The 16,271-nt window shown below is 65.8% G+C and carries 17 protein-coding genes and 1 tRNA gene; 6 read left to right on the forward strand and 12 right to left on the reverse strand.

Going from position 1 to position 16,271, the window contains the following annotated elements:
- The first annotated feature begins 3 nt into the window (after positions 1 to 3).
- Positions 4 to 1,074: a porin gene (locus tag E2E27_RS13520; protein WP_141459978.1), complete on the forward strand. Its 1,071-nt coding sequence runs from the start codon at positions 4 to 6 to the stop codon at positions 1,072 to 1,074.
- A 29-nt stretch (positions 1,075 to 1,103) separates the two neighbouring features.
- Here E2E27_RS13520 and E2E27_RS13525 read toward each other — a convergent pair whose 3' ends face one another.
- Positions 1,104 to 1,895, reverse strand: a complete 792-nt coding sequence (locus tag E2E27_RS13525) for a hypothetical protein (protein ID WP_141459980.1) — start codon at positions 1,893 to 1,895, stop codon at positions 1,104 to 1,106.
- Entirely contained in the window at positions 1,892 to 2,416 is a 525-nt protein-coding gene (locus E2E27_RS13530; RefSeq protein WP_234036062.1) for an RNA polymerase sigma factor, read from the reverse strand. The genes E2E27_RS13525 and E2E27_RS13530 overlap by 4 nt, the downstream gene beginning before the upstream one ends.
- Before the next feature lie 158 nt (positions 2,417 to 2,574).
- Here E2E27_RS13530 and E2E27_RS13535 point away from each other — a divergent pair, with 158 nt between their 5' ends.
- Both E2E27_RS13535 and E2E27_RS13540 read left to right on the forward strand, forming a co-directional pair.
- Positions 2,575 to 4,275, forward strand: a complete 1,701-nt coding sequence (locus E2E27_RS13535) for a S8 family serine peptidase (protein WP_181443449.1) — start codon at positions 2,575 to 2,577, stop codon at positions 4,273 to 4,275.
- Positions 4,275 to 4,940: a hypothetical protein gene (locus E2E27_RS13540; RefSeq protein WP_141459984.1), complete on the forward strand. Its 666-nt coding sequence runs from the start codon at positions 4,275 to 4,277 to the stop codon at positions 4,938 to 4,940. The genes E2E27_RS13535 and E2E27_RS13540 overlap by 1 nt, the downstream gene beginning before the upstream one ends.
- On the opposite strand, the gene E2E27_RS13545 is transcribed toward E2E27_RS13540, so the two are convergent.
- From E2E27_RS13545 to aspS, 7 genes are all read right to left on the reverse strand, one after another.
- Entirely contained in the window at positions 4,885 to 5,490 is a 606-nt protein-coding gene (locus E2E27_RS13545; protein ID WP_141459986.1) for an aspartyl/asparaginyl beta-hydroxylase domain-containing protein, read from the reverse strand. The two genes, E2E27_RS13540 and E2E27_RS13545, sit on opposite strands and share 56 nt — an antisense overlap.
- Positions 5,491 to 5,903: 413 nt before the next feature.
- A tRNA-Met gene (locus E2E27_RS13550) sits at positions 5,904 to 5,980 on the reverse strand.
- Between the two features lie 115 nt (positions 5,981 to 6,095).
- Complete coding sequence (locus tag E2E27_RS13555; protein ID WP_141459988.1) at positions 6,096 to 6,626, reverse strand: 2'-5' RNA ligase family protein; 531 nt, start codon at positions 6,624 to 6,626, stop codon at positions 6,096 to 6,098.
- A 38-nt stretch (positions 6,627 to 6,664) separates the two neighbouring features.
- Positions 6,665 to 7,627: an endolytic transglycosylase MltG gene (gene mltG, locus E2E27_RS13560; protein WP_141459990.1), complete on the reverse strand. Its 963-nt coding sequence runs from the start codon at positions 7,625 to 7,627 to the stop codon at positions 6,665 to 6,667.
- Positions 7,628 to 7,632: 5 nt separating this feature from the next.
- Positions 7,633 to 8,892, reverse strand: coding sequence for a beta-ketoacyl-ACP synthase II (fabF, locus tag E2E27_RS13565; RefSeq protein ID WP_141459992.1), 1,260 nt, complete (start codon positions 8,890 to 8,892; stop codon positions 7,633 to 7,635).
- A 135-nt stretch (positions 8,893 to 9,027) separates the two neighbouring features.
- Positions 9,028 to 9,264, reverse strand: coding sequence for an acyl carrier protein (locus E2E27_RS13570; protein ID WP_086608245.1), 237 nt, complete (start codon positions 9,262 to 9,264; stop codon positions 9,028 to 9,030).
- A gap of 126 nt (positions 9,265 to 9,390) precedes the next feature.
- Positions 9,391 to 11,181, reverse strand: coding sequence for an aspartate--tRNA ligase (gene aspS, locus E2E27_RS13575; RefSeq protein ID WP_141459994.1), 1,791 nt, complete (start codon positions 11,179 to 11,181; stop codon positions 9,391 to 9,393).
- A gap of 174 nt (positions 11,182 to 11,355) precedes the next feature.
- Here aspS and rnd point away from each other — a divergent pair, with 174 nt between their 5' ends.
- Together rnd and E2E27_RS13585 are read left to right on the forward strand one after the other, a co-directional pair.
- Positions 11,356 to 12,582, forward strand: coding sequence for a ribonuclease D (gene rnd, locus E2E27_RS13580; RefSeq protein ID WP_141459996.1), 1,227 nt, complete (start codon positions 11,356 to 11,358; stop codon positions 12,580 to 12,582).
- 10 nt (positions 12,583 to 12,592) lie between these two features.
- On the forward strand, positions 12,593 to 13,489 hold the full coding sequence (locus E2E27_RS13585) for a hydrogen peroxide-inducible genes activator (RefSeq protein ID WP_141459998.1): 897 nt from the start codon (positions 12,593 to 12,595) through the stop codon (positions 13,487 to 13,489).
- Positions 13,490 to 13,496: 7 nt separating this feature from the next.
- Here the strand turns inward: E2E27_RS13585 and E2E27_RS13590 are convergent, their stop codons facing one another.
- Both E2E27_RS13590 and pgsA read right to left on the reverse strand, forming a co-directional pair.
- Positions 13,497 to 13,820 (reverse strand): hypothetical protein, encoded by a 324-nt coding sequence (locus E2E27_RS13590; RefSeq protein ID WP_141460000.1) that lies wholly within the window; start codon positions 13,818 to 13,820, stop codon positions 13,497 to 13,499.
- Positions 13,821 to 13,861: 41 nt separating this feature from the next.
- A complete protein-coding gene (gene pgsA / locus E2E27_RS13595; RefSeq protein WP_141460002.1) occupies positions 13,862 to 14,470 on the reverse strand; it encodes a CDP-diacylglycerol--glycerol-3-phosphate 3-phosphatidyltransferase in 609 nt (202 codons plus the stop codon).
- A gap of 163 nt (positions 14,471 to 14,633) precedes the next feature.
- On the opposite strand from pgsA, the gene E2E27_RS13600 reads away from it, so the two are divergent.
- A complete protein-coding gene (locus E2E27_RS13600; protein WP_141460004.1) occupies positions 14,634 to 15,950 on the forward strand; it encodes an MFS transporter in 1,317 nt (438 codons plus the stop codon).
- Here the strand turns inward: E2E27_RS13600 and E2E27_RS13605 are convergent.
- On the reverse strand, positions 15,947 to 16,138 hold the full coding sequence (locus tag E2E27_RS13605; RefSeq protein WP_141460006.1) for a hypothetical protein: 192 nt from the start codon (positions 16,136 to 16,138) through the stop codon (positions 15,947 to 15,949). The genes E2E27_RS13600 and E2E27_RS13605 overlap by 4 nt on opposite strands.
- Positions 16,139 to 16,271: the final 133 nt, after the last annotated feature.

A 16,271-nucleotide genomic window follows, 5' to 3' on the forward strand; every position in this document is an offset into this window, starting at 1 on the left:
GATATGCCGAATTTGGGGGACTTGCGCAGGCTGGGCTGCGGCGTGCTGGCAGGATTGACGCTAGCGGGGGCATCGACAGCGCGGGCCGACGAGGGGCTCGGGCCGCTCGAATTGCAGTGGCAGGGCTTCGATATCCGCCTGACCGCTGGCGCTGCGGCGCAGGGCGCGGCGTTCGGTGACGACGATCCCGTCACGGATTCTCCCGACGCCAAGATCGATCTGTTCGCCCGGCTCAATGCCGAATGGACTTCGCCCGGCGGGATATTGCTGGGCTTCAACGTCGAACAGAACAGCCGCCGCCGCGCCTCAGAGGTGCTCGAGGCGGGGGAGATCTACGGCTTTGCCGCCACCGACTATGGCCGGATCGAAGTCGGCCTGCAGGATGGCCCCGCCGACACGCTCGCCTTTGCCGCGCCGCTGGTGGCGCTGGGGCAGGTGCGCGGCGAGTTCTCGCGCTATGCCGGCACCCAGGCGCTGCTGCGTGCGCTCGATACGCAGGATGCCTTCAAGGTGATCTACCTCTCGCCCCCGGTCGGTGGCCTGCGCGGCGGGGTGTCATGGTCGCCCAAGGTCCGCCGCAATTCGGCCGCGGTGGACTCGCGCGAACGGATCGCGCTCGACAACGCTTTCGAGTTCGGGCTTCAGTACCAGCAGCCGGTTGGCGACTGGATCCTGGGGGCGAGCGCAGGCTATGCCACGGGCGAGGCCGATCCGCTGACCACCCGCGCAGACCTCAACAGCTGGAGCCTCGGGGCCGAGGCGCGCCGAGGTCCGTTCCGCATCGGCGGTGCCTATGTCGACCGCGGCGATTCCAACCGGCTCGATCGCGGGTTCGATCAGTGGGAGGTCAATGGCGGTGTCGGCTGGGTCACGCCCGAATGGGGACTGGCAGCGAGCGCCGCCTACACCAAGGCTTCGGATCGCGACAACCGGTTGATCGGTGCAGGCGGGTTCTACCAGCTCCACCCCAACATCCAGCTGCGCGCCGACATCGTCCGGTTCCGCGAGGAGCAGTTGCTCGTCGGCGTGAACAAAGGCGTCGCAGCGGTGATGGAAATCGCCTTCATCATCTGACGGCAGGGCCGGCTCACGCCCGGCCCCGCCTATTTCCGCTTGAGTTCGGCCAGTTCTTCGGCCCCGATCAGCGGATCGCCTACAATCTGTTCGTCGACCGCCGCCACTACGCCCACCGCAGCATCCCCGCCCGCGAGCTTCATTTCGCCTGCGGGCGCCGCGCGACGCCCGAAGGCCTCGACCTGCCAGTCCCCGCCCTGAACCAAGCAGGCCAGCACATCGCTGGTTGCGCCGCCGCCGGGCGCGGTAATGGCGAACTGGCGGCACAAGGCGCCTGCAGTGTTGCGGAATGTCAGCACCACCTCGCCCTGCCCCAGCGCGGCAAGGTCCTGCGCCTGCCCGCTGGGGGCGGCATCGAGCATCGCCGAGACCTCGGCATTGGCGAGCAGCAACGCGCCCGGATCGCCCGCGGCCCCGCCCTCGCGCCCGCCCAGCAAGGGCCCACCGATCATCACGCCGAGCGCGAGGCTGGCAGCCACCGCGGCGAACTGCGGCCAGCGCCAGCCGCCGGTGTCATTCGCTGGGACGGGCACCGCACGGGCCTGATCGCGCCGGTCAACAAGATTGACAACCTGCGCCCCCTCCGGCGCGGCGAGCATCTGCGTCAGGCCCTCAGGCACCGGCGCTTCGAGCACGGGAGCAAAGGCTTCGCGCACCGCCTGTGCGGCGGCATCATCGCCGCGCTCGGCCAGCGCCATTGCCCGTTCGGCGAGAGCCGGATCGGCATTGATCGCCGCCTCGATCGCAGCGGCGAGCTGATCGTCCTCAAGCCGCCCGTCCAAGAAGGCGGCGAGCTGGGCATCGGTGAAGGCGGAGGTCATTGCACCATCCCCTCGGGCATGGCGAGCACCTTGGCGAGCGCCGCCTTGGCACGCGACAGGCGGCTCATCACGGTGCCGATCGGCACCTCGAGCGCCTCGGCCGCGTCGCGGTAGCTGAACTCCTCGAGCATCACCAGCGCGACCACGTCACGCTGTTCGGGCGGTAAGCGGTCGACCGCCGCGCGCACCTTGCGCGCCGCATCGCCTGCCTCGGCCAGCGCCACGCCGTCATCGCCGGCCAGATCGATCATCGCGTTGATATCATTATGCCCGGCACGATTATGCGCGCGGCGTCGGTCGTCGATCCAAGTGTTGCGGGCGATCCGGAACAACCAGCTGTCGAGCCGGGTGCCAGGTTGCCACTGATCCCAATTCAGCATCGCTTTCTCCAGGCTCGTCTGCACGACATCGTCGGCATCGGCCAGATTGCCTGTGAGCACCCGGGCAAACCGGCGCAGACGCGGCAGTAGCGCAACCAGCGCTTGTCTTGTCGGCTCGTCGGCATTCATCAGGTGGCTCATGACGAAAACGGATCATTGATCGAGATTATTCCCGCGCATCGACCTGTAGCGGGAATAAAGCCACTCTGTGAACCGTATCCTCATTGATGGTCAATCCGGCGGTTCGATGATAATCTGCGGCCCGCGCGAGGGGAGAGGCGATGCGTTCCAGAAGGCCCTTGATCGGTCTGCTTGTGTTGCTGCTGGCCGTGCATGGTCTCCACACCGGCGCGCCGCTCTCCGCCCCGCTGTTTGCGCAGGGGCCGGGCAAGGACGACGACGGCGGGGATGACGATGCCGTTGATCCGGGTGCCGACGACGATGTGACCGATCCCGATGAAGCCGATCCCGGGGCAGATCCCGGAGCGGACGGGGACGCCGACGTTGGCGATCCGGACGGGAGCGATCCTGACGGGGGAGACCCGGACGCAGGCGGTCCCGATGACTTTGACGACGGCGGCTCCGACGATGGCGTTGGCGGTGGCGGTGGCGACGATGGTCGTGGTTCCGACGATGGCGGGTCCGATGATGGCGGCGCTGGCGACGATAGCGGCAGCGGCGGCATAGACGACAACGGAGGAAGCGATGACAACGGCGGCCACGGGAGCGACGATGACGGTTCGGACGACGACATTTCGGGCTCAGGCAAGTCGGAAGATGACGATGACGACAAGGTCGACAATTCCGGCAAGGGCAATGCCGAAGACCGCGGCGACGATGATGACGACAGCAATGACGACAAGGACGACGACAGGGACGATGACAGCGAAGACGAACTCGGTCGCTGGGACCTGCCCGGCGCGGAAAGTGCCGCCACCCGCGCCGAGCTGGACTTGCGCGACCGGATCGACACTGACGACGAGGGCTTCCGCTACCGCCGGGGGGAGTTCGTCGCACTTGATCTGAGCGAGGATGACCTCGCCTTGCTCGAAGGGCAGGGCTTCGAGGTCGTTGCCCGCGAGCAGCTGGCCTCGGTCGAAGGCACGCTGCTGCTGCTGCGCGGCCCGCCGCAACTGACCGGGGAGGCCGCCCGCGATGCGCTCGATGCGCTCGGTGATCCCGACAGCATCGGCCTCAACCACCTGTTCGACAGCGCAGCCACCCGCACCCGCAAGACGCGGGGCAAGGCAGCGCCGCCGCGCACCGCCTGCGGCTGCGAAATCGGGCTGATCGATACCGGCGTTGCCGCCAACCTCGCCAATTTCAGCCATGTCCAGCTGACCCAGCAGGCCTTCAACGGCAAGCAAACCGAAGCCCGGCTGCACGGCACGGCGGTCGCCTATTTGGTCTCAGGCACCAAGGGCAACCCGGCCCGCGCCACCCGAATTTACGTCGCCGACATCTTCAGCGGCCCGCGCGAAACGGCCGGATCGAGCTTCGCGCTGATCAAGGCGCTCGATTGGCTGGCGGCGCGCAGGGTACCGGTGATCAACATCAGCCTGTCCGGCCCGCGTAACCCCGCCGTCGCCAAGGCGATCGCTCGGATCGCCGGACAAGGCCACATCATCGTCGCGGCCGCCGGCAATGATGGCCCTGCGGCACCACCGGTGTTCCCGGGCGCCTACGAGGGCGTGGTCAGCGTGACCGCGGTCGACGCCCAGGACCGTGTCTACCGCTATGCCAATCGCGGCGGCTATGTCGATTTTGCGGCGCACGGCGTCGCGGTCGCGGCGATCGACGACAAGGGCGCGCTGCGCGATGCCACAGGCACGTCCTTTGCAGCTCCGATCGTCGCCGCAAGGCTCGCCGCCCGGCTGCGCGCGCCCGATGCCGCCGCCTCGCGCCGCGCGGTGCAGGCGCTCGAAGGCGAGGCGCGCGATCTCGGCCCGCGCGGACGCGATCCGATCTATGGCGTGGGCCTGATCGGGGAGCAGCCTTAATGCTGAGCGTGCTCGCCGCAGCAATGGCCGCCGCCACGGCGCTCCCCCTGCCTGCCCCGATCGCCCTGCCGGATTACGAGGGCGGCGATGCCTTCGTCTTTTCCGATGGACGGGTCGAGCGCGTGGTGAGAAGCAGCGGCGACACCGTTATCTGGGCTGGCCTTTCCGGCCCGACCTACACCCGCAGCCGCAATTTCATCGTGCCGGTGCTATCGTGGCGCAGCGGCAGGGGCACCGGCAGTCGCGAGGTGCACGGCAATCCCGATGCGCTCTGGCCGATGGCCCGCCCGCGCTCTGTGCGCTTCCGCGTGGTCAGCGAGACGCGTGCCGGCCCCGAGGCCTCGCTCAAGCGCTCGGTCGCCCTGTGGGTGTGCAAATCCGGCAAGCTGCGCAGCTTCACGGTCAAGGCGGGCAGTTTCGAGGCGGTTCCGGTGGTGTGTGACCGCTACTCGTCCACCACCATGCGCCTGATCGAGCGCCGCGAGTGGGACTATGCGCCAGAGCTTGGCCATTACATCCGCCGCGTCAGCATCAACTATCTGCGCGGCAGCAAGCGCGAGGTCGAGCTGGTCGCCGCCCTGTCCGGGCCCGCGGCCAGTTCCGCCCGGCTCAGTGCACTTTCGCGTCAGGCTTTGGCAGAACGCGCGCCGCATCGTCGTCCGTGACCGCCGCCGCACGGGCGCGCGGCAGCAGATCGAAGATCAGATGGATCCGGTCGTCATCCCCGTCATTGCGGGCCTCGTGCAGCTGGTCATTGTCGAACCACCACAATTCCCCAGTGCGCATCCGCACCTCCTCCTCGCCTGCGCACATCCACGAACCCGATGACTTGAGCACGAGGTGATAGCGGTTGCGCAAGCGGTAATATTCGCCCCGGTCGATATGCGGATAGACGCGGTGGCCCGGCGGCAGGCAGACGATCTTGGCGCGCGACAACTCGCCGTCGAGCTTGCGCGCCATCTTCTTGAGAAAGGCGCGGGCGAGCGGATATGCTTGCGAACCGCTGGTCCACCGGCTTTCATGCACATCGCGCCGCTCGCGTTCGCCGATGGCCGAAACCCGCAGGCCGCGCAGGGGTATCGCCAGTGCCTCGCGCTGAACCTTGACCTTCTCCTGCCGCCCGCGATGCGCGTCGAAGGCGCTCGCGCTTGCAGCGATTTCAGCGAGCAGGGGAATGGTGTCGATTTGCGCTTGCAGCAGTCTGAAATTCTTCATCCGTCAGTTTCCCGTCACTCGGAAATTGCGATCGGATCGAGAACGAAATGGCGTAAGGGATTATTCCCTGGACGGCGTGCAACAATGACGAAGCTTGGGGTCTGACTTGTAAACCCCCTTGTCGGAGTATGTCCTTCCTTGCCCTGCCCTTCGGTTAGGCTCCCGTAACCCCGATAAACACGCAGCAGTCCATTGGGGGTGTCGAGCGTCAATTCGGCCCTCCGGCGATACCCCCAAAATACCCCCAAGCCGTCGCAACGGGACGAGTTTACTGGTCCTGAGCCGAAAACACACGCCGCTCACAATCGTGCATACTCAGCGATTAAGTCGCTGCATCAAAAGCGGAAACTCGATACCGGTCGAGTCCCACGTTGACTAACGTTTATCGCTTATTTTCAGTTATTTACTGACCGTGGTAGCGGAGGAGGGACTCGAACCCCCGACACGCGGATTATGATTCCGCTGCTCTAACCGGCTGAGCTACTCCGCCCCATGGGCATCCGGCGCGTGGTGAGGGCCGGATTCGGCACCGGGTGTCGGCCCGGGCGAGGCGCGCACTTAGGGCGCAGGGGACGCTCGGTCAAGCCCTCGTTGCACAGCGACGGCTAGAGCCGTCCGCGCCCCCGGAAAGCGCAGGTTTTGAAGGGCTCCCACGGGCCGCCGCAATAGCGCCACAGCTCCAGCGCGGGGAAGCGGAACGGCGGTTTGGCGATCCACGGTGCCAGAAGGGGCGGCAGGCTGGCCTGTAATGCCCGCGCCTCGTCCTTCGTCACCTTGTTCTGGATCGTGATATGCGGGCGCGGCTCGTGGAGGTCCTGCGCGGTCAGGCTGCCGTGGAAATGCGCGGCGATCATCGCGCGCAAGGTCAGCAGCTGCGGCGCTTCGAGCGCGATCGCGGTGCCCTTCCCCAGATCCATCACGCCTTTCACCGCCCCCTCGGGCGCGGCGAACTCGCGCGCGAAGCGTGGAAGGACTTCGCACAGTTCCTCCAGCAGCGAGGGCGCGAAGGCGTGAAACAGCGTAACGTGGGCGTGGAGGAAATTGCGCTCCGGCGGAAAATGCGCGCGGCGCAGGCCCTCGGCAAAGCCAGCCAGATCGGGCGGCAGCGCGGCGGTGAGGATGAAGGGCTGGGACATTTCATGTGCTCGCGCGGCCGAACCGCGCGCCGCCCCTCCTACATCTCGCCCCGCTCGCGGCGGATCGCGTACCACTTGGCGACGTTGGCGTCATGCTGTTCCAGCGTATCGGCGAACCAGTGCCCGCCGGTGCCGTCGGCGACCATGTAGAGCGCGCTCGTCTTTTCCGGGTTCATGACCGCTGCGATGCTGGCGCGACCGGGATTGGTGATCGGCCCTTCGGGAAGCCCGATGCGGGTGTAGGTGTTGTAGCCGTTGACCGCGGCGATCTCGGACTGCCTGATCCGGCGGCCAAGCGGCTTGCCCTTGGTGATCGGGTAGATGATCGTCGGGTCGGCCTGCAGCTTCATGCCGATGCGCACGCGGTTGGAATAGAGCCCGGCGACCATGCGGCGCTCATCGGGCTTGCCGGTTTCCTTTTCCACCACCGAAGCGAGGATCAGCGCGTCACGCATCGTATCGACCGCGATGCCGGGCGCGCGCTTGGCCCATTCCTCGGCCAGCGCCTTGTCCATCGCGGCCTGCATCTGCTCGACAAGGCTCTTGCGCGACTGGCCGCGTTCGAAGCTGTAGGTATCGGGCAGGATCGAGCCTTCGGGCGGCACGTCGACCTCGCCGGTCAGCAATTCCTCGGCCATCAACCGCTCCCACACGAGGATCGACGGCATGCCTTCGGGGATGGTGACGAAGCGGCGGATCACATCGCCCGACTGGAACGCGGCGAGGATATCGCCCTGGCCCATGTCGGGGGTGAGCAGAAACTCGCCCGCCTGGATCGGGGTGTCGCTGCCGAACACGCGGGCCTGAAGGACGAAGCCGGAGGCCGAGGAGATGAGCCCCTCGGCCTCGAGCTTTTCGGCAACGCTGGCAACCGATGCGCCGGCGGGGATCGTGAAGGGCGTGTCCTTGACGATCGTCGCCGAGCCGAGGAAGGTCCACGCGAGCACCAGCCCGGCTGCCGCCAGACCGACAAGCGCCAGCAGCCAACGGGCGGGTCGCATGGGTCTTAGTCGACCTTCTGCATGATGATCGAAGCGTTGGTGCCGCCGAAGCCGAAGGAATTGTTCAGCACGGCGCGCACTTCGCGCTTCTTCGCCTTGAGCGGCACCAGGTCGATCCCCTCGGTGCCCTCGTCGGGGTCGTGGAGGTTGAGCGTCGGCGGGACGATCCCGTCGCGCATCGCCAGAATGCAGAAGATCGCCTCGACCGCACCCGCGCCGCCCAGGAGGTGCCCGATCGCGCTTTTGGTCGAGGACATCGACGCGCCGCCCAAGTCATCGCCCAGCACGCGCTTGATCGCCGCGAGTTCGATCGTGTCGGCCATGGTCGAGGTGCCGTGGGCGTTGATGTAGTCGATATCGCCCGGGCCGAGGCCGGCCTTCTTTAAGGCCATGCGCATCGCCAGTTCCGCGCCGCGGCCTTCGGGGTGCGGGGCGGTGACGTGGTAGGCATCGCCTGAGAGGCCATAGCCCGTGACTTCGGCATAGATCTTCGCGCCGCGCGCCTTGGCCCGCTCGTATTCCTCGAGTACCACCACGCCCGCGCCCTCGCCCATGACGAAACCGTCGCGGTTCTTGTCATAGGGGCGGCTCGCCTCGGTCGGGCGGTCGTTCATGCTCATATTGAGCGCGCGCGCCTGCGCGAAACCGGCGATGCCGAGCGGGTTGATGGTGCTTTCCGCCCCGCCCGCCAGCATCACGTCGGCATCGTCCATCGCGATCATCCGCGCCGCGTCACCGATCGAGTGCGCGCCGGTGGAGCAGGCGGTGACGACCGCATGGTTCGGGCCCATGAAGCCGTACTTGATCTGCACCTGCCCGGTGATGAGGTTGATCAACCGCCCGTGGACAAAGTGCGGCGAGACCCGGCCCGGCCCGCGTTCGTGGAGATTGACGCTCTCAATCTCGATCCCCGGGAGGCCGCCGATCCCTGAACCGATCGAGCAGCCGGTGCGCTCCTTTTCGGCATCGGTCATATCGGTCAGGCCCGCATCTTCCAGCGCCTGTCCGGCAGCATCGATGCCGTAGACGATGAAGGGATCGACCTGCCGCTGCACCTTGAAATCGACCCGCTTGTCGGCGTCGAAGCCCCAGGGGTGATCCTTGGGCTTCACTTCGCAGGCGATGGTGCATTTCTGGTTCGAGGCATCGAAACGGGTGATCTGCCCCGCCCCGCTTTCCCCTGCGATCAGATTGGCCCACGTCGTCTCGACATCGCCTCCCAGAGGGGTGACGAGGCCAAGCCCGGTTACAACCACACGGCGCATATTCTTCTCCAAAACGCACAACAGGCCCAACCCGTCCGGGCTGAGCCTGTCGAAGTCCCGCTGTTTCTTCGCGCGTCAGACGCGCAGCAAGAACGGCCCCCAGACACGCTCAGGGCAGACGGGAGGGTCGGGCGATCAGCCCTTGTGCTCTTCGATGTACTTCGTCGCGTCGCCGACAGTGGCGATCTTTTCGGCCGCATCGTCGGGGATTTCGACGCCGAATTCCTCTTCGAAGGCCATCACCAGCTCAACGATGTCGAGGCTGTCTGCGCCCAGATCATCGATGAAGCTTGCATCCTGAGTGACCTTATCGGCTTCGACGCCGAGATTCTCGACGACAATCTTGGCCACCCGGTCGGCAATATCGCTCATGTCATTCCCTCTTGAACTGGGGTTAAAATGGTCGCCCCCGCCCTAATGAACGCGGGGGGCAAGCGCAAGTGGGCTTGCAGTGCGCTGCCCACAAGGGGCTTCACGCACCGCGCGCCCGGTTGATAATCAGGCGCCGTCCTTCTTCGGCGGCTCGACGACGCGCAGGTGAAGTTCGCGCAAGCTGCGCGGCTCGGCCGGGCTCGGTGCGCCCATCAGCAGATCCTCGGCACGCTGGTTCATCGGGAAGAGCGAGATTTCGCGCAGATTCTTCGCGCCGCAGAGCAGCATGATGATCCGGTCGACACCCGCAGCCATGCCCCCGTGCGGCGGCGCGCCGTACTGAAACGCGCGGTACATCCCGCCGAAGCGCTCTTCCACGTCCGCCTGCGTCAGCCCGGTGATCTCGAAGGCCTTCACCATCGTTTCGGGCTTGTGGTTGCGGATCGATCCGCTGGCGATTTCGAAGCCATTGCAGACGAGATCGTACTGATAGGCCTTGATGGTGAGCGGGTCCTGCCCCTCCAGCGCCTCGATCCCGCCCTGCGGCATGGAGAAGGGGTTGTGGGAGAAATCGACCTTCTTCTCGTCCTCGTTCCATTCGTAGAACGGGAAATCGACGATCCAGCACAGTTCGAAGCGGCTCTCGTCGATAAGGCCGAGTTCCTCGCCGACGCGGATGCGTGCGGCACCGGCGAGCTTGGCGGCATCGGCTTCCTTGCCCGCGGCAAAGAACAACCCGTCATTCTCGCCAAGGCCAAGCTCGGCATAAAGCTCGGCCATCCGATCGGCGCCGTGGTTCTTGGCGATAGGGCCACCGAACTCGCCGCCCTTGCGGGTGACGTAGCCGAGGCCCGCATAGCCTTCCTTGCGCGCCCAGTCGTTCATGTCGTCGAAGAACTTGCGGCTCTTTTCGTGGGTCGCGGGCGCGGGGATGACGCGCACGACGCCGCCCGAGCCGACGATCTTCTCGAACAGGCCGAAGCCCGACTGGGTGAAGTGCGAGGACACATCCGAGATGATCAGCGGGTTGCGCAGATCGGGCTTGTCGGAGCCATACTTCAGCATCGCCTCGTCATAGGGGATGCGCGGGAACTCACCGGCGGGGGTGACCTTCTTGTCGCCCGCGAAAGCCGCGAAGGTGCCCTGAATGACGGGCTCCATCGTCTCCCACACCTCTTCCTGCGTCACGAAGCTCATTTCGAGGTCGAGCTGATAGAACTCGCCCGGAAGGCGATCAGCGCGGGGGTCTTCGTCACGGAAGCAGGGGGCGATCTGGAAATAGCGATCGAAGCCCGCGACCATCAACAATTGCTTGTACTGCTGCGGCGCCTGCGGGAGCGCGTAGAACTTGCCCGCGTGGATGCGGCTCGGCACGAGGAAGTCGCGCGCGCCCTCGGGGCTGGAGGCGGTGAGGATCGGGGTCGAGAATTCGTTGAAGCCCGCCGCGTTCATGCGCTGACGCATATCCGCGATCACCGCCACGCGGGTCATGATGTTCTTGTGCAGCGTTTCGCGGCGCAGATCGAGGAAGCGGTACTTGAGGCGGATATCCTCGGGGTAAGGCTGCTCGTCGGCGACCGGCATCGGCAGTTCTTCGGCGGCGCTCTGCACCGTCACGCCCCGCGCGAAGACCTCGATTTCGCCCGTCGCGAGATTGGCGTTGGCCGTCCCCGCAGCACGCGCCTTCACCGTGCCTTCGATGGTGACGACGCTCTCGACCCGCAGGCTCTCGAACACCGGAAGCGCCGGGCTGTCGGTGTCGGCGACGATCTGGGTGATGCCGTAATGATCGCGCAGGTCAATGAACAGCACGCCGCCGTGGTCGCGCTTGCGATGGATCCAACCCGACAGGCGGACAGTCTCGCCGACGTGGTCCGAAGAAAGCTGTGCGCAAGTATGCGTGCGATAGGGGTGCATCTAAACTCTTGTCCTGTTGGCAGCTATAACGCTAGGGCGCGCGGGCGCACTCGGAGCCTTGCTCCGCCGTCGGCGCGCTAACAGGGCAAGCCTGCCGCTTTGTCAAGCGGTGTGGGCGCATACTGGGTTCGATCCCGAGGGCGGCACTCCGCCCGCTAGACACGAAAAGATGACATGAAAATCCATCCGCTGATTACCACCACCGAGGCCCTCTCCGACCTCTGCGACCGTCTCGCGAAGTCCGATTTCGTCGCGGTCGATACCGAATTCATGCGCGAGAACACCTATTGGCCCGAACTCTGCCTGGTGCAGATCGCCAATACGGAAGAAGCCGCCGCGATCGACCCGATGGCGCCGGGGATCGACCTCAAGCCGTTGCTCGACCTGATGTGCGAGAACGAGGACGTGCTCAAGGTCTTCCACGCCGGCGGGCAGGATGTCGAGATCATCGTCAACCTCACCGGCAAGACCCCGCACCCGATCTTCGACACCCAGATCGCGATGATGGCGATCAGCCAGTCCGAACAGATCGGCTATGCCAACCTCGTGGAAACGTGGGTCGGGCTCACCATCGACAAGGGCGCGCGCTTTACCGACTGGAGCCGCCGCCCGCTGACCGACCGGCAGATCGAATATGCCATCGGTGACGTCACGCATCTATCGGCGATCTTTCCCAAGATCCTGAAAAAGCTGATCAAGACCGGTCGCGGGCTGTGGCTCAATGCGGAGATGGAAAAGCTCGCCGATCCGTCCAACTACCTTACCGATCCCGGCGTTGCGTGGAAGCGCATCCGCCAGCCGGGCCGCAATCCGCAGGTGCTCGGGCGGATGAAGGCGCTCGCTGCCTGGCGCGAGAGCGAGGCGCAGCACAAGAATATCCCGCGCGGGCGCATCATGCGCGACGAGACGCTGGCCGACATCGCGAGCCATCCGCCCAAGGCGCAGGCCGATCTCGCCAAGGTGCGCGGTCTCAGTCCCGCGTGGAAGGACAATGACATCGGCAAGCGCCTGATGAAGGTGCTGGCCGAGGCGGAACCCCTGCCCAAGTCGGAAATGCCCGAGAAGATCAAGCAGGGCGCGCCGCTGGGCAAGGAAGGCGCGCTGGTGGCCGATCTGCTCAAGCTGCTGCTGAAGATCCGCGCCCGCGAGATCGACGTCGCCCCGCGTCTGCTCACCCGCGCCGACGAGATGGAAGCGCTCGCGGCGGGGGTGCGCAAGCTCCCCGTGCTCGAAGGCTGGCGCTACGAGGTGTTCGGCAAGGACGCGCTCGATCTGGTCGAAGGCAAGCTCGCCTTCGCGGTCGAGAAGGGGCGATTGAAGATGACCCACATCGACGATGTGGTCGCACCGGAGGCTGCGCCCGAACCCGAAGCCGAACCCGATCCGCTGGCAGCGGAATAGCGCGCGGGCCGTGAGCACCTACCTCCCCACCATCAAGCAGCTGCAATATCTGGTGGCGCTTCACGAGCACGGGCATTTCGGCAAGGCGGCCGATGCCAGCTTCGTGTCGCAGTCGACGCTGTCGGCCGGCATCCGCGAGCTCGAATCGCTCCTCGGCGTAACGCTGGTCGAACGCTCGCGCCGGGTGGTGCGCTTCACCGCGCTGGGCGAGCAGGTGGTGGCCAAGGCCAACCGCCTGCTGCGCGAGGCGGAGGAACTGGCCGATCTGGTGCAAGCCTCGGGCAAGCCGCTGTCGGGCGAATTGCGGATGAGCGTCATCCCCACCATCGCCCCCTTTCTGCTGCCGCGCATCCTGCCCCGGCTCAAGCGCGAGCGCCCCGATCTCAAACTGATGCTGCGCGAGGAGACGAGCCACGATGCGCTCGAATCGCTCTCGCACGGGCGGGTCGATTGCGTGCTGCTCGCCCTGCCCTTCGACACCGGCGACGCGGCGATCGCGCATATTGCGGACGACCGGCTGTTCATCGCCTTCCCCAAGGACGACCCGCGCGATCCGCCCGCCAGCATCAAGCCCGAGATGATCGATCAGGGTCGGCTGCTGCTACTGGAGGACGGCCACTGCCTGCGCGACCATGCGCTGGCCGCCTGTTCGCGCTCCGAGCTGCGTGCCAGCGCGGCGATGATCGGCACCTCGCTGCACACGCTGGTGCAGCTGGTCGACAACGACCTCGGCCTCACCATGCTTCCCGAAATGGCGCTGACGGCGGGTATCCTCAGCGGCACCGAAGTGGTCGCGCGGCCGGTGGACAGCGCCACCGCCAAGCGCGAGATCGTGCTCGCGTGGCGCAAGAACTCCCCGCGCGAGGCCGATTTCCTGCTGCTGGCGGAGGAATTGCGGGCGGGCTGAGGCCCGCTCAGCACTCCACCAGCGCGAGGCTCATTGCGAGGGTTGCACCGATGGCGAGGCGCAAGCGGCCCATCCGCGCATGGCGGCGCGGGCGGCGGGCTTCGGCTTCGGCGGCGGCGTGGCCCATCAGCCGGTCGGTCTGGCGGTGCTCGATATCATCGACGAGGCCATGGACATCCTCGGCCAGCAGCTCGGCATCGCCGATCAGCGCCGAAGCGCGCGCATAATCGCCCTGCGCGATGGCAGCCTTCGCCTCGCTCTGAAGCTTGCGCGCCTGATTCGCCAACCGGCCGACAAATGCGCCCGGTTCGCCCGAAGTCTCGGATCCCATGGGATATGTTGTAACCCGAAGCCGGGGCCCTTTGCCAGTCCTCAATCCATGTGCTTGAGGCCGACGCGCAGGTAGTCCCAGCCGGTGATCAGGGTCAGCACCGCCGCCGTCCACAGACTGACGAGGCCGATCACGTGCACCCAGCTGTTCGCCACAGAGCCGCAACCTTCGAACACCGACTGGCACGGCGCGCCGTGGACCGCCCCGCCGAGGATCAGCGCGCCCAGCGCGACCAGCTGGAACGTGGTCTTCCACTTCGCCAGCCGCGACACCGGGACCGAGACCTGAATCCCGCCCAGAAATTCGCGCAGGCCGCTCACGGCGATCTCGCGCACCAGAATGATGAGACCCGCGATCACATGCACATCCCCCGCATAGGGGCCCCGCAGATAGCCCTGCGCGGTCAGCACCAAAACGACGGCGGCGACCATGATCTTGTCGGCGATGGGATCGAGGAAAATGCCCAGCTTCGATACCGTCCCCTGCGCGCGCGCCAGATAGCCGTCGAAGAAATCGGTGATCGCGATGACGCAATAGAGCACGAAGCCGATCAGATAGCCCAGGCGCCATTCCGGCCACCACAGGAAGAACGCCAGCAGCGGCACGGCGAAAATGCGCGATGCGGTGAGAATATTGGGCAGGCTCGACATGATTGCGCACCCGTCTAGCGCCGGAAACGGGCGCGCAAAACCCCTGCAATCGGGCATCCCCGACAATCGTGCGCCCCGTGGCCGGCGGACTGCGCACTTGTGAAAGAGCGCAGCCCCGCTATGTCGCGGGTAACTCACAGGGAAGCGCCCGCGACACAGCTGCATGACAACCTCGACCCATCTCATGCGCCAGCGGCGGTTCCTGCCGCTGTTCCTCACCCAGCTGCTCAACGCGCTCAACGACAATCTCTACAAGAACGCGATGGTGCTGTTCGTGGTCTATCAGGTCTACGATTCGCCCGAGATGGAGACGCTGATCAGCGGCGTTGCCACTGCGCTGTTCGTCCTGCCTTTCGTGCTGTTCTCCGCGACTGCGGGCCAATTGGCCGACATGCGCGACAAGACCAAGATCATCCGCTGGATCAAGTTTGCCGAGATTCTGATCATGAGCGTCGGCGCGACCGGCCTGTTGCTGGCTGCGCGCGGGGCGCAGATCGAGAGCCTCGCGCTTCCCCTGATGTTCACCGCGCTGTTCGCAATGGGCGTGCATTCGACCTTTTTCGGCCCGATCAAATACGCGATCCTGCCGCAGCATCTGCAAAAGGACGAGGTGCTGGCGGGCACCGGCCTTGTCGAAGCGGGCACCTATGTCGCAATCCTCGTGGGCATGATGCTCGGCGGAGCGATGCCGATCATGTGGAGTATCGTCGGTGTGATCGTGATCGCGCTGGTGGGCTACGCCACCTGCCGCTTCGTGCCGCCCGCCCCCACGCAGTGCGAGGACACGAAGGTCGACTGGAACCCCTTCCGCGCCTCGAAAGACCTGATCGCCTTTTCGATGGCCAATCTCGAGCTGCGCTATTCGGTTCTGGCGATCAGCTATTTCTGGGCGATCGCGGCGATCCTTTCGGTGCAGTTCATCCCGCTCGCCAAGAACGTGCTGCTGGCCGACAAGCAAGTCGCCGCCGTGCTGCTGGTGGCCTTCTCGGCAGGGATCGCGATCGGTTCGGTTTCGATCAACGCGCTGCTCAAGGGCGATATATCGGCGCGCTACTCGGCACGCTCGGTGATGGTGCTGGCGGCGCTGCTGGTGGTCTTTTACGCCCTGTGCCGGATGTGGAACCTCCAGCCGCAGGGTGAGCTGTTCACCGTGTGGGAATTCCTCGCCCAGCCGCTGGCGCTGGCGCTGACCGCCAATCTGCTTTTCATCGCGATCGCGGGCGGGATGTTCGTGGTGCCGCTCTACGCTTTCCTGACGACGCGGGTAGACCCGTCGGAAGCCTCGCGCTCGGTCGCGGCCAACAACTTCATTTCGTCGGTCTTCATGGTGGTGGGTGCCGGAATTGCCGGGGCGCTCGGCCCGCTCGGCATCCCGTTGCAGGAACAATTGCTGCTGAGTCTGGTGCTGTGCTTCTTTTCCGCCAGCCTTGCGCGCAAGCTGCACGCCACAGAGGCGCTGCGGACGCCGGACGCGCTCTAGATAATGAAGGCAAAGACCGCGAGCGTCACCGCGACATAGGTGCTCGCCACGCCGCGCACGTCGGCCATCGTCAGGCGCCAGAGACTCTCGGCCGGAATGTCGAACAGGTCGCGCTTCACATGAGGCGGCAGGCTCGCCCGGAACCAGTGGCGGGCGGTTTCATCGGTCAGAACCAGGCTGCGACGCATCTTTCATTCTCCTTGCCCGTCGGACCCCAGAATTAAGACTTTTTTAACGATTGAAAACGCTTTGCGACGAGCCTGTCGCAGCATGGGACAGACCGTGTTTGCGCGCCCGCACCGGCGGCGGTAGAGGCGCGGG

Origin of the sequence: Porphyrobacter sp. YT40 (assembly GCF_006542605.1) — a bacterium.
In the GTDB taxonomy this organism is placed as follows: Bacteria; Pseudomonadota; Alphaproteobacteria; order Sphingomonadales; family Sphingomonadaceae; genus Erythrobacter.

What these genes read in the sequence shown, in the direction of transcription:
- E2E27_RS13520 (WP_141459978.1), top strand. Translation starts at nt 4, where the DNA reads ATGCCGAATTTGGGGGACTTGCGCAGGCTGGGCTGCGGCGTGCTGGCA.
- E2E27_RS13525 (WP_141459980.1), bottom strand. Translation starts at nt 1,895, where the DNA reads ATGACCTCCGCCTTCACCGATGCCCAGCTCGCCGCCTTCTTGGACGGG.
- E2E27_RS13530 (WP_234036062.1), bottom strand. Translation starts at nt 2,416, where the DNA reads ATGAGCCACCTGATGAATGCCGACGAGCCGACAAGACAAGCGCTGGTT.
- E2E27_RS13540 (WP_141459984.1), top strand. Translation starts at nt 4,275, where the DNA reads ATGCTGAGCGTGCTCGCCGCAGCAATGGCCGCCGCCACGGCGCTCCCC.
- E2E27_RS13545 (WP_141459986.1), bottom strand. Translation starts at nt 5,490, where the DNA reads ATGAAGAATTTCAGACTGCTGCAAGCGCAAATCGACACCATTCCCCTG.
- E2E27_RS13555 (WP_141459988.1), bottom strand. Translation starts at nt 6,626, where the DNA reads ATGTCCCAGCCCTTCATCCTCACCGCCGCGCTGCCGCCCGATCTGGCT.
- mltG (WP_141459990.1), bottom strand. Translation starts at nt 7,627, where the DNA reads ATGCGACCCGCCCGTTGGCTGCTGGCGCTTGTCGGTCTGGCGGCAGCC.
- fabF (WP_141459992.1), bottom strand. Translation starts at nt 8,892, where the DNA reads ATGCGCCGTGTGGTTGTAACCGGGCTTGGCCTCGTCACCCCTCTGGGA.
- E2E27_RS13570 (WP_086608245.1), bottom strand. Translation starts at nt 9,264, where the DNA reads ATGAGCGATATTGCCGACCGGGTGGCCAAGATTGTCGTCGAGAATCTC.
- aspS (WP_141459994.1), bottom strand. Translation starts at nt 11,181, where the DNA reads ATGCACCCCTATCGCACGCATACTTGCGCACAGCTTTCTTCGGACCAC.
- rnd (WP_141459996.1), top strand. Translation starts at nt 11,356, where the DNA reads ATGAAAATCCATCCGCTGATTACCACCACCGAGGCCCTCTCCGACCTC.
- E2E27_RS13590 (WP_141460000.1), bottom strand. Translation starts at nt 13,820, where the DNA reads ATGGGATCCGAGACTTCGGGCGAACCGGGCGCATTTGTCGGCCGGTTG.
- pgsA (WP_141460002.1), bottom strand. Translation starts at nt 14,470, where the DNA reads ATGTCGAGCCTGCCCAATATTCTCACCGCATCGCGCATTTTCGCCGTG.
- E2E27_RS13600 (WP_141460004.1), top strand. Translation starts at nt 14,634, where the DNA reads ATGACAACCTCGACCCATCTCATGCGCCAGCGGCGGTTCCTGCCGCTG.
- E2E27_RS13605 (WP_141460006.1), bottom strand. Translation starts at nt 16,138, where the DNA reads ATGCGTCGCAGCCTGGTTCTGACCGATGAAACCGCCCGCCACTGGTTC.